This is a genomic window from Mucilaginibacter flavidus (assembly GCF_024055575.1).
GTDB classification, from domain to species: domain Bacteria; phylum Bacteroidota; class Bacteroidia; order Sphingobacteriales; family Sphingobacteriaceae; genus Mucilaginibacter; species Mucilaginibacter flavidus.
The window spans coordinates 160,867-172,041 of record NZ_JAMXOE010000013.1 but is presented as its reverse complement, the minus strand read 5'-3'; the positions used below and the strand labels follow the sequence as shown (position 1 = coordinate 172,041).

The window sequence follows — 11,175 nt, the reverse complement described above, 5'->3', positions numbered from 1 at the left end:
CACTTTATTATAATCATTGCCCCCCTCGTCCTGTATAGTAAATTTACGCAAAACACTTTGAACTTCAAAGAACTTTTTTTCATATTTTTGTTTGTCCCAACTGATATATAGTTACCTAAATTTATCATCCTTTCCGATCAGCACAAAGGTGCACGCGACGGAGCCGATGTTTTTGCAAATGCCGCACCAAACTATCTCGCCGCGCTCGACTATTATCACACAAACAATTTCTGCTACATTAACCTGGGCGATAGTGAAGAATTATGGGAGAACCTGTTTGTTACCGTAAAACGGCACAATAAAACAACTTTCGAGGCAGAGCAAAAGTTCATCGAGCGTAATGCCTTCGTGAAAATATTTGGCAACCACGATCTGTATTGGGCAAATGATCCGCTAGCGCCGGTTAGCCTGCAAAGCATATACCATCAGCAAGTTAAAATTTATGAAGGCGCTATACTCAAAACAACCGTTAATGGCAGCCCTTGGGAGATATACATGACCCACGGTCACCAGGGTGATTTGCAAAGTGACGGTAATTGGTTTAGCAAGTGGTTTGTGTCTGACATATGGGGGCCGTTCCAGGCATATCTGCGCATAAACCCCAACACACCCGCAAATAACAACCAGTTAAAGACCGATCATAACCAAATAATGTATGAGTGGAGCTCGAAGCGAAAAAACCTGTTACTGATAACCGGTCACACGCACCAGCCCGTATTCAGGTCGTTAACCCAGTTGGAGGCATTATACGAGAAATTAGGGATTGCGAAAAATGATAACGATACCAAGCAGGAAGCGGCACTACAGGCTAAAATTGACGCCCTGCATTTAAAGAGCAACCGGCCACCTGATTTTAAAGGATATTTGGATACCTATTTTAACAGTGGCTGCTGTTGCTTTGATGATGGCGACATAACAGGGATCGAAATTGCCGATAGCTGTATCAGGCTGATAAAATGGGAATATGGCGCGGGTAAAATTAGTGAGCGGCTAGTTTTGGAAGAATGTAGGTTGGAGGAATTGAAATTGAACTGAGAAGCTAAAAAAAATTGTCATTGCGAGCGAGGAACGAGCGCGGCAACCGCGAACTTTACAGAGCAGGTTGACGGGTAGTCAGCGATACATGGCGGCTGTGCATGCGTGCGGTTGCTTCGTACCTCGCAATGACAAATCGGCTTAAACTTTATCCTTCCAGCAAAAAAACAAACAACTCCTTAGGCCCGTGAGCGCCCAGTACCAGCGTCTTTTCAATGTCCGCAGTACGACTCGGGCCGGTTACATTGCTTATCATTGATGGTAAATTGTTTTCGTATCTGGCTTTCAGCAGCTTTAACCCGTCTTTTATATCGAGCACCATTTGCGATGTGTATGCCAGTACAATATGCACAGGTGGATAGATGCTTAACCGGCGACCGGCCATGTTGCCGTTCGAAAGTAAAATACTGCCATTGCGGGCTACCAATGCCTCGCAAAGGGTAAAGCCAACGTCGGCCTGGTCAAAGTCTCTATCGGTTTCGTAATAAGGGTATTCGTAACGGGCAAGCACTTCCTGCAGGGCCGGTTCCCAGCAATATATTTTATGCCATTTACGCTCTTCGGCAAGTTGCAATAAGTTATCTATAAATTGCACCTCGTCCTCGCAAAATAAAAACTGGCCCGATATTGCCGTAAATTGCTCAGCAAATAACACATCAAGAGGTTCGTCTGTCGCCGGGTAATGCGGTAGGTCCTCAAGGTTAGGGTATGGGTTATCCCTTTTCTCCAAAAGCGCCTTACGGATTTTTTTTAACAGCTTTTCCTTAGATGTTGTTATATCTCTCATTTTTTTGTCCTGAGTCCTCAGTCGAAAGTCTAGAGTCAAAATTAAAAAGTCTTAAGTCCTAAGCTGAAATTGACTTTCGACTCAAGACTTAAGACTCCCGACTTAAAATTTATTCTTAAGCGTTTATGTCCTTCTCCTCAGGGTTCCTGTTAAAGGTTCCTGAATGGTCGGCTACACCTTCGGGTACCAGTGCCGATGCAGCAGGTTCCTGGTTGGCTTCCGGGCCGTTCACAAATTCATCATAAGTGGTACGGTTATCAAACGGACGCTTGCCTAATATTTCTTCAAGGTCTGATTGGAAAAGAATTTCCTTTTCCAGCAGCTTATCCGCCAGTTTTATCAGCCCATCGCGTTTATCAAGCAAAAGCTTTTTGGTCATTTCGTAAACCTCAGCTATCTGGTTACGCACTTCTACGTCAATTAGCTCCGAAGTTTTTTCAGAATATGGCTTGTTAAACTGGTACTCGCCCTGGGTATCATTAAATGATACGTTCCCCACTTTTGCATTCATACCATAAATGGTAACCATGGCGTAAGCAAGTTTCGTAATACGCTCCAAATCGTTTTGTGCGCCGGTTGATATTTTCCCGAAGGTAATATCCTCAGCAACACGGCCACCCAACGTCATACACATGCCATCAATCAATTGTTCGGTAGTGTATAAAAACTGTTCTTTCGGAAGATATTGTGCATAACCTAACGCAGCAACACCACGCGGAACAATGGATACCTTAACCAACGGGTCAGCATGCTCTAAAAACCAGCCTGCAATTGCGTGCCCGGCTTCGTGGTAAGCAACAATGCGTTTTTCTTCAGGCGATATGATTTTGTTCTTTTTCTCCAAACCACCAATCACACGGTCAATAGCATCCTGGAAATCCTGCATTTCAACCGCCTCTTTATTTTTACGTGCGGCAATTAGTGCAGCCTCGTTACATACGTTGGCAATTTCAGCGCCGGCAAAACCCGGTGTTTGTGCTGATAATTTTTTGGCATCAACACCTTCAGCAAGTTTAACCGGCTTTAAGTGTACCTTAAATATCTGTTCGCGGCCAATTAAATCCGGTTTATCTATTGATACCTGGCGGTCGAAACGGCCCGGGCGCAATAAAGCAGAGTCTAACACATCGGGACGGTTGGTAGCGGCAAGTATAATGATACCCGAGTCGGTACCGAAACCATCCATTTCAACCAGCAACTGGTTCAATGTATTTTCGCGCTCGTCGTTACCGCCAACAATATTGTTTTTACCACGGGCGCGGCCAATGGCGTCAATCTCGTCAATAAATATAATACACGGTGCTTTGTCTTTTGCCTGGCGGAACAAGTCGCGAACACGCGATGCGCCCACCCCTACAAACATCTCCACAAAATCAGAACCTGAAAGTGAGAAGAAAGGCACCTGTGCCTCGCCTGCAACGGCTTTTGCCAGCAACGTTTTACCTGTACCCGGCGAACCTATTAATAAGGCGCCCTTAGGTATTTTACCACCCAAATTGGTGTATTTTTTAGGGTTTTTAAGGAAATCAACAATTTCCATTACTTCCTGCTTGGCTTCTTCCAAACCGGCAACGTCATTAAACGTAACCGATACCTGGGCCTCTTTATCAAACAGGGTAGCTTTTGATTTGCCTATGTTAAAAATCTGGCCACCCGGGCCGCCGCCTGCACCACCGCTCATGCGGCGCATAATAAACAACCATACTGCAACCAGTAACACTGCCATTATAATGCATTGCACAAACCAGTTCGAAAGCAGGCTCTCGTGCCCGGCCTCAACACTAACCGGAATCCGCTGATCTTCGGTATAGCCAAAGTCCTTTTCGGCGTTAAGTATCGATTGCTTTATGCCCTCGTAAGTAGCGTCAGAAAATGTGTATTGCGGCCCGTCAGCATTATTCATACTGAACGCACGGTTGTCCTTTTTTGCATCGGAATATTCGCCTTTACTTTGGGCTTCCTTTGTCAAATAAACTTCGGCTACAAACAAATCTCCGTTGCGGAACGCTACAACTCGTTGCACATCATGCTTTTTGAGCATTTCGGCAAATTTTTGAAAAGTTATGGCATTTGTTGTGGTAGTATTTAAAAGTGTGGCAACAACCAGCAGCACTACAACTATAATAGCGTAAAACCACATAATATTGGGTTTCGGCGGTTTTGGCGTAATTTTTTTATTCGGTATTTTCCTTATCGGTTTTGGATTTTCCAACTTGTTATCTAATTTAATTTACAAACTCAAACTTACAATCTTTATTTTATAATTCGCACGGTATGATGATGACGCGCTGGCAAACACAATTGTTGCGTGCGCTTATGCGCTTTTATACATTTTTATCTCGGCATCGCCCCAAAGGTCTTCCATGCCATAAAACTCGCGCTTATCGGTTCTGAAGACGTGCACAACTACGTCAATATAATCCAGCAGTATCCATTCTCCATATTCAAGCCCTTCTTTTCGGTAAGGGTCCTGTTGTGTAGCCTTGTATATCTCATCCTCAATGCTATTGGCTATAGCTTTAACCTGTGTGGTCGAATCCGCGTGGCATATTACAAAATAATCTGCCACCGAACTGAATATATTACGGAGGTCTAACCTGATAATATCATTTCCCTTTTTTTCCTGGATCCCATGAATTGCCAATTCTGAAATATAGGCAGATTCATTTAACGCTTTGTTTTTTACCATCAAAAAGAATTAGTTTTGAACGATTTAGTATTTAATAATATTATACCTTGCAAAATAACATATTTTCGGGATTATTTGTTGGACAAAATTTTGTAACAATTAAAGAAGTTGACTCAACAAACAATTTCCTTAAACAATTAGCGTCAAATTCCAAGCCAGTGATTGAGGGAACAGTCATTATGGCAGAGAACCAAACAGCTGGCCGGGGCCAGCAGCAGAACGGATGGCATGCCGAACCCGGTAAAAATTTAACTTTCAGCCTGTTATTAAAACCTTCGTTTTTGCCCGTTACCCAACAATTCGACCTTGTGAGAGCCGTTAGTTTAGGCGTTTTCGATGCTTTGCATCCTTTGCTTGGCGACGGTTTAAAGATTAAATGGCCCAATGATATTTACTATGGCAACCGTAAAATAGGCGGCATGCTAATTGAAAATATGATACAGGGCGGACAAATAAAAAACGCCATTGTTGGCATAGGCCTTAATATAAACCAGCAAACCTTTCCGGATTACCTGCCAAATGCAACATCTGTAAAGCAAATCTTACAACAGGATTATGATTTAAAAACTTTATTATCCGACATTTGTCGCCATATTGAGGCTTATTATTTGAATTTAAAGGCCGGCAAAGTTTTATTTGTAAGGGAAACCTATTTAACCCGACTATACTGGTTAAACGAACAGAAGGAATACAAGTCAAAAGACGGGCCGTTTGCCGGAACTATCAAAAGTGTAAAAGACAACGGTATATTAGTCGTTGAAAATAATAACAACGAAGAATTGGAGTTTAGCCTGAAGGAAATTGAATTTGTAAATTAACCAGGTTGGTAAATTTAACATTTCTTCACATTCAACTTCATAATGAAAACAGTAATCAGCGCTACATTAGCGTTAAATTAAATTTGAGTAACTGATAAAACTAAATAAATGAAAAGAATATTGCTGGCAGCAGCTGCCCTTGTTTTAAGCTTTGGCGCCAAGGCGCAAATCGAATCGCATGTAAAATGGTCATACGCGGCAAAAAAAATCAATGCTACCGAAGCCGTGGTATTTATAAAAGCAACCATTGATGATAAATGGCATATTTATGGCCTCGACGTTAAAGATGGCGGACCAATAAAAACCTCGTTTACCTTTACAAAATCAAAAGATTATGTAACCGTTGGCCAACCCACACAGCCCGCCCCGATAAAAAAGTACGAAACTACTTTTAAAATGGACGTTACCTATTTTGAAAAATCGGTAGTGTTTCAGCAAAAAATCAAACTAAAATCGGCCAATGCCACAGCTGTTAAGGGCCAGCTGGAGTACATGACCTGTAACGACCAGAAATGCCTTCCTCCCGAAGACATCGATTTCACTATTCCATTAGGCAAATAAAATTAAGGATGAAGAAGTTCCTCCTGGTGTTCGCAGTGTTGCTGGCATTCGGCTACAGCGCATGGGCGCAAATAGACAACCCGGTAAAATGGTCGTACGCCTCAAAAAAAACAGGTGATAAAGACGCTGTGATTTTTTTGAAGGCAACCATACAAAAAGGCTGGCACATCTATTCGCAAACCGAACAGGGTGGGCCTGCCAAAAGCTCGTTCACATTTTCAAAATCGAAAGATTACACGCCGGTTGGTAAAATTGTTGAGCCAAAACCGCTTCAGAGGTATGAACAGGCTTTTAGCATGAACATAGGTTATTTCGAAACTGCCGTTGTGTTTCAGCAAAAAATAAAGTTAGGCACAGCAAAATCGCCGGCGGTTAAAGGCGCGCTTGGCTACATAGCCTGCAACGACCATAAATGCAACCCACCCGAAGAAGTTGAGTTTAACATACCCATAAGCAACTAATACATATAACAATGAACCGTACGGTTAACAAGTACTCTTTAAAACGGTATTTAATTCTTTTTTTCGCCATAGCTGCGTTTGTAGTTACAGGTACTAATCCTGCAAAAGCATTTCAAAATAAAAAGGCAGACACGGTATCGTCTGCTGATGTGCAGTTTACGAATATACCTACTGCGGCCGATAGTTTAAAGGCTTTTAAAAAGAAACAGGCTGAATTAAAAAATGCGGATAGTTTAAAAGCCTTAAAAAATAAACAGGCCGTTGTTAATGCCGTCCCAGCCGAAAAACCTAAAACACTTTGGGAGATTTTTATTAAAGGTCTGCTGGGCGGCTTTACCGCTATATTACTGCCTTGTATTTACCCTTTGTTACCGTTAACGGTTAGCTTTTTTACCAAAAAAAGCGGCTCAAGGGCTAAAGGCGTTTTACAGTCGTTACTGTACGGGTTGTCCATCATAGTTATTTATGTTTCGCTTGGAATGCTTATTTCGGTCCTTTTCGGCTCGGACGCGCTTAACGCCCTGGCAACCAACGGCATATTTAATATATTTTTCTTTTTACTGTTGGTCGTTTTCGGCATTTCGTTTTTGGGCGCCTTTGAGATTACTTTACCCAGTTCATTGGCCAACAAACTGGATGCAAATTCGGATAAGGGCGGCCTTGCCGGGATTTTCTTTATGGCGTCTACGTTAGTAGTAGTTTCATTTTCGTGTACAGGGCCGGTAATCGGAACTTTGCTTGTTGATGCCGCCTCGAAAGGTGACCGTTTAGGGCCGGCGGTTGGTATGCTCGGTTTTTCATTAGCGCTGGCGTTGCCGTTTACAATTTTCGCTTTGTTTCCATCGGCTTTAAAAAGCCTGCCTAAATCAGGTGGGTGGTTGAATAGTGTAAAAGTAGTTTTAGGGTTTTTAGAGCTTGCGTTCGCATTAAAGTTTTTATCAAATGTCGACCTGGCATATCATTGGAACTGGTTCGACCGCGAGATATTTTTATCAATATGGATAGCGATAGGATTATTGATGGGGCTTTACCTTATAGGCAAGATTAAATTTTCGCATGACAGCGACCTGCCGTATTTATCAGTACCGCGCACGTTTATTTCAATTGGTGTTTTTGCGTTTGTTATTTATATGATTCCGGGCCTTTGGGGTGCTCCCTTAAAATCCATCAGCGCATTTTTACCCCCAATAGCAACACAGGATTTCGACCTGTCGCAAATACCGGCGAACACTGCGGCCACTGCCGATACGAAGCAATCATCGATAAAAGTTAAAAAATACGCGGGCAATTACGACCGTATTAAAACCCGGGGGCTGGACGCGTGGTTTGATTACGACCAGGCATTGCAGGTCTCGAAAGAGTTACATAAACCCATATTGATAGATTTTACCGGTTTTAACTGTGTTAATTGTCGTAAAATGGAAAGTGATGTGTGGACCAACCCCCAGGTGTTTAATCATTTGCGGAATGACTTTATATTGCTTCAGCTTGTAGTTGATGACAAAGCAGCCTTAGAGACCAAAGAGCAATTTACATCAGAATACAGCGGCAAAAAAATAACGAATTTGGGTGGTAAGTGGAGTGACCTGGAAGCCTCGCGGTTTAATTCCAATTCGCAGCCGTTATATGTGATTCTTGACAGCGACGGTAACTTAATGAATGATAAAGACGGAAAATTAATAACTCCATCCCCGGCTGAATATCATGTAGATCTTTATTTAAAATATTTGGAAAGCGGTTTAGAAGCGTATAAAAATAAAAAGTAGGCATTCTCCGGCTGCATTCGCGTATAATGCACTCAGGTAAAGCGCCCCTAACAATTTTTTTTTAAAAATGGCTTGATATTTGACTGGATAATATATATTTGAAGCGAAGGAGATTTTGTTAACATGGTTACAGTTATTACAGACGGCGTTAAGGTATCGGTAGACACTATCTACCAACCCGAGTATTCGAACCCGGCGAATGACCATTTTATGTTTGCCTACAAGGTAAAGATTGAAAACATGGGCAATTACGCGGTCAGACTGCTGGGCAGGCACTGGTATATTTTTGATTCGAACGGCGCCAAGCGCGAAGTTGAAGGCGAAGGCGTGGTTGGCCAGCAGCCGGTTATTGAACCAGGCATGGCACACGAATACGTATCCGGCTGTAATCTTAAAACAGATATGGGCAGCATGAAAGGCGAATACCACATGGCCCGCCTGATGGATAACCAATTGTTTAACGTACAAATCCCCGAATTTTATTTGATTGCCCCCTACAGGATGAATTAATTTCACTCAGCATATAAGATAAAAAGAAACCCCGGCCATCTCTCAGGCCGGGGTTTTTGTTTTTATATTTTGAGCAGGTTCCTGCCGAAAAAATCCCACGAGGGGGAAATTTTTACCGGTGATGTTCTGGCCTGGCTTGCGGCGCATGTTGCGCAGGTGCACGTTGTGGAGGCGCTGCCCGTTGTACCGGCGCACGTTGGGGTGGTGCTGCCCGTTGTACCGGCGCACGTTGGGGTGGCGCTGTCCGTTGTACCGGCGCACGTTGCGGTGGTGCTGCCCGTTGAACAGGAGCCCTTTGCGCAGGTGCACGTTGCGGCTCTACACGTTGTTGTGGCGCCCGTTGCGGTTGCACGCGTGGTTGTTCGGTGCGCCCTGGTGCTACGCGCGGCTGTTCAGCCCGGTTCGGTTGCACGGCACGTTGCCTTGGTTCAGTTTTTTGTTGCGGCCTGGCACGTTCTGCTGCTGCGGGGCGTGCTGCCCTTTGAGCAGGCTCAGCCCGTTGGTTACGCGTTGGCCGTGCCGCGTTTGGTTTATCAGCACGTGCGCTGTTAGCTGGTCTTGCAACAGCTGGCCTTGCATCTTTTCTGTCGGCCCCCGGGCGGCTTAGTGCCGCTACTTCTGGTCTTCCATGGTTTACTTTGGCGAACGATGACCTGTCGCTGCGGGCGGCCTGCTGATGTGAAATCTGGCTGGGCGTTGGCTGTATGTGGCGATCCCGCATAGCAACCCGGTCCTGTGGCCTTGGCCTGGCATTTACGCCACCACGGCCACCGTTAAAGCTCCGGCGATCATTATTATTAACTATCACCGTACGGTCGATATAAGTATTGTGGATTATAGTGCGGTTTACGTTTACCACTGCAGTATTGTAGCGGAATTGGTTACCTTCCCACCTGCCACCGCCGTAGCCATAGCCGCCATAGCCGTAACCATAGTTAATGCCACCGTAAAAACCAACATGGGGGCCCCAATAACCAACGTGAAATCCGTAGAAGCCGCCTGTATAGCCCCAATAAGCGGGCGTCCAATACACGCCGGGGTTTGGCGGCGCAACCCATACACCAGGTACCCAGTAGTAACCATCGGCATCATCGTCATAAGCCCAATAACCCGGCTGCCATATATAGCCATCGGCGGGGCATTCTGGCTGCTCATAAACCGGTAATGCCGGTGGCGCCGTGCGCACGGTAAGGCTTACGCTAACCTGCGCATATAACTGAGGTGCGGCAAAACATACCGCACAAGCAATTAGAAATACTTTAACTAACTTTTTCATAGGGGTAGATATTATTTATTGTTTACTTAACCCCTTGCAATAGCCGGGGGCCATAGTATACGACAAATACAACCCCATAATGTTTCAGTTGCTTTAGTTTGATTTGGTGGTGTCTTTTTTCAACTCCTGCTGCGCTTTTTTAACTTTTTGCTCCTCGGCCTGGTGTTTTTGTCCTTGCCTAAGTTGCATCTGCCTCCGGGCAGATTTTCCGGTTACCGTATGCCTTCTTACCCGTCGACGCTTTTTATAAACCTTGTGTTGCGTTTGCACGGTTTGCTGAACAATAACCCCGGGCAACCTTGATTTATTAGCCGATACGGCAGTTTGTGGTAAGCACATCGTAAAAATGCCCGCCAGCACAAATAAAAATATTGCCTTTTTCATTATGGTTAAATTGGTAAATGGTAGACAATAAAGATAGCAGAATGTTTGAACAATGAAAAAAGTGCGGGCCGTCCCCCGCCCACGCTAATCAAGAACTCCCCCTTCAGGGGGCTGGGGGGCCCTAGTCCCTCCTGTTAAACAATAAGCTTGCATAATACAGCAAAGTAGCCAGGGCACTCAATGCAGCAACTACGTAGGTCATTGCCGCCCACCACAGTGCATCTTTGGCCTGCTCGTGCTCCTCGCGGGTTTGCATAACCGTGTAATTATTGTTTAACCAGGCAAGCGCACGGCGACTTGCGTCGAACTCAACAGGCAGCGTAATAAAGCTGAACGTGGTAACCAGTGCCAGCGCGGCGACACCCATAGCCAACACATATGGGCTATGGATAAAAAACAGCAGCAGCACGCCAATAAATAACGTCCACTGGGTTAGTGTCGATGCCACATTAATTACCGGCACCATGGCCGAACGTAAACTTAACCAGCTATACGCTTTTGCATGTTGTACCGCGTGCCCGCATTCGTGTGCTGCCACAGCTGCCGATGCCACGCTCCGGCTGTTATAAACATCGGGGCTAAGGTTAACGGTTTTGTTTTCGGGATTATAGTGGTCGGTAAGTTCGCCCTCAACAGAAATTACCTCCACATCGTAGATACCGTTATCGCGCAGCATTCGCTCTGCAACTTCCTGCCCCGAAAGGCCCGACAGTAAAGGCATCTCGGCATATTGGTTAAACTTACTTTTAAAGCGCCATTGAACAATAAAGCTTACTATTGCTATAACTATCATTAAAAACCAGGCTGAATTGTAGCCTATATACATTGCTATGTGATTCATATTTTTAATTTTGTTAGGTAATTCACCGGCCCTGGGTCAACCGCTAT

Annotated in this window: 12 protein-coding genes; 6 read left to right on the top strand and 6 right to left on the bottom strand. The window is 44.6% G+C overall.

The window, feature by feature from the left end; genetic code table 11:
* Nucleotides 1-123: 123 nt before the first annotated feature.
* Nucleotides 124-1,035, top strand: coding sequence for a metallophosphoesterase (locus NAF19_RS18900; RefSeq protein ID WP_370362894.1), 912 nt, complete (start codon nucleotides 124-126; stop codon nucleotides 1,033-1,035).
* Nucleotides 1,036-1,183: 148 nt separating this feature from the next.
* Here NAF19_RS18900 and NAF19_RS18895 read toward each other — a convergent pair whose 3' ends face one another.
* The 3 genes from NAF19_RS18895 to rsfS form a co-directional block, all read right to left on the bottom strand.
* Nucleotides 1,184-1,822, bottom strand: coding sequence for a LutC/YkgG family protein (locus NAF19_RS18895; protein ID WP_252791892.1), 639 nt, complete (start codon nucleotides 1,820-1,822; stop codon nucleotides 1,184-1,186).
* 115 nt (nucleotides 1,823-1,937) lie between these two features.
* A complete protein-coding gene (gene ftsH, locus NAF19_RS18890; RefSeq protein ID WP_252791891.1) occupies nucleotides 1,938-3,962 on the bottom strand; it encodes an ATP-dependent zinc metalloprotease FtsH in 2,025 nt (674 codons plus the stop codon).
* A gap of 174 nt (nucleotides 3,963-4,136) precedes the next feature.
* Entirely contained in the window at nucleotides 4,137-4,511 is a 375-nt protein-coding gene (rsfS, locus tag NAF19_RS18885) for a ribosome silencing factor (protein ID WP_252791890.1), read from the bottom strand.
* Nucleotides 4,512-4,558: 47 nt separating this feature from the next.
* Between rsfS and NAF19_RS18880 the strand changes: the two genes are divergently transcribed.
* The 5 genes from NAF19_RS18880 to apaG all read left to right on the top strand — a co-directional run bounded on the left by NAF19_RS18880 (nucleotide 4,559) and on the right by apaG (nucleotide 8,627).
* Nucleotides 4,559-5,329: a biotin--[acetyl-CoA-carboxylase] ligase gene (locus tag NAF19_RS18880; protein ID WP_252791889.1), complete on the top strand. Its 771-nt coding sequence runs from the start codon at nucleotides 4,559-4,561 to the stop codon at nucleotides 5,327-5,329.
* A gap of 108 nt (nucleotides 5,330-5,437) precedes the next feature.
* Nucleotides 5,438-5,890, top strand: coding sequence for a protein-disulfide reductase DsbD N-terminal domain-containing protein (locus NAF19_RS18875; RefSeq protein ID WP_252791888.1), 453 nt, complete (start codon nucleotides 5,438-5,440; stop codon nucleotides 5,888-5,890).
* 8 nt (nucleotides 5,891-5,898) lie between these two features.
* Nucleotides 5,899-6,351 (top strand): protein-disulfide reductase DsbD domain-containing protein, encoded by a 453-nt coding sequence (locus NAF19_RS18870; RefSeq protein WP_252791887.1) that lies wholly within the window; start codon nucleotides 5,899-5,901, stop codon nucleotides 6,349-6,351.
* 11 nt (nucleotides 6,352-6,362) lie between these two features.
* Complete coding sequence (locus tag NAF19_RS18865) at nucleotides 6,363-8,117, top strand: protein-disulfide reductase DsbD family protein (RefSeq protein WP_252791886.1); 1,755 nt, start codon at nucleotides 6,363-6,365, stop codon at nucleotides 8,115-8,117.
* Between the two features lie 123 nt (nucleotides 8,118-8,240).
* On the top strand, nucleotides 8,241-8,627 hold the full coding sequence (gene apaG / locus NAF19_RS18860) for a Co2+/Mg2+ efflux facilitator ApaG/CorD (protein ID WP_252791885.1): 387 nt from the start codon (nucleotides 8,241-8,243) through the stop codon (nucleotides 8,625-8,627).
* Nucleotides 8,628-8,739: 112 nt separating this feature from the next.
* On the opposite strand, the gene NAF19_RS18855 is transcribed toward apaG, so the two are convergent.
* From NAF19_RS18855 to NAF19_RS18845, 3 genes are all read right to left on the bottom strand, one after another.
* Nucleotides 8,740-9,903: a hypothetical protein gene (locus NAF19_RS18855; protein WP_252791884.1), complete on the bottom strand. Its 1,164-nt coding sequence runs from the start codon at nucleotides 9,901-9,903 to the stop codon at nucleotides 8,740-8,742.
* Between the two features lie 93 nt (nucleotides 9,904-9,996).
* Nucleotides 9,997-10,287 carry a hypothetical protein gene (locus NAF19_RS18850; protein WP_252791883.1) on the bottom strand — a complete coding sequence of 97 codons (291 nt, stop codon included), beginning with the start codon at nucleotides 10,285-10,287 and terminating at the stop codon, nucleotides 9,997-9,999.
* Nucleotides 10,288-10,408: 121 nt separating this feature from the next.
* On the bottom strand, nucleotides 10,409-11,128 hold the full coding sequence (locus tag NAF19_RS18845) for a zinc metallopeptidase (protein ID WP_252791882.1): 720 nt from the start codon (nucleotides 11,126-11,128) through the stop codon (nucleotides 10,409-10,411).
* Nucleotides 11,129-11,175 lie beyond the last annotated feature (47 nt).

Coding starts and splice junctions, on each gene's coding strand:
- NAF19_RS18895 (WP_252791892.1), bottom strand. CDS start 1,822: ATGAGAGATATAACAACATCTAAGGAAAAGCTGTTAAAAAAAATCCGT.
- ftsH (WP_252791891.1), bottom strand. CDS start 3,962: ATGTGGTTTTACGCTATTATAGTTGTAGTGCTGCTGGTTGTTGCCACA.
- rsfS (WP_252791890.1), bottom strand. CDS start 4,511: ATGGTAAAAAACAAAGCGTTAAATGAATCTGCCTATATTTCAGAATTG.
- NAF19_RS18875 (WP_252791888.1), top strand. CDS start 5,438: ATGAAAAGAATATTGCTGGCAGCAGCTGCCCTTGTTTTAAGCTTTGGC.
- NAF19_RS18870 (WP_252791887.1), top strand. CDS start 5,899: ATGAAGAAGTTCCTCCTGGTGTTCGCAGTGTTGCTGGCATTCGGCTAC.
- NAF19_RS18865 (WP_252791886.1), top strand. CDS start 6,363: ATGAACCGTACGGTTAACAAGTACTCTTTAAAACGGTATTTAATTCTT.
- apaG (WP_252791885.1), top strand. CDS start 8,241: ATGGTTACAGTTATTACAGACGGCGTTAAGGTATCGGTAGACACTATC.
- NAF19_RS18855 (WP_252791884.1), bottom strand. CDS start 9,903: ATGAAAAAGTTAGTTAAAGTATTTCTAATTGCTTGTGCGGTATGTTTT.
- NAF19_RS18850 (WP_252791883.1), bottom strand. CDS start 10,287: ATGAAAAAGGCAATATTTTTATTTGTGCTGGCGGGCATTTTTACGATG.
- NAF19_RS18845 (WP_252791882.1), bottom strand. CDS start 11,128: ATGAATCACATAGCAATGTATATAGGCTACAATTCAGCCTGGTTTTTA.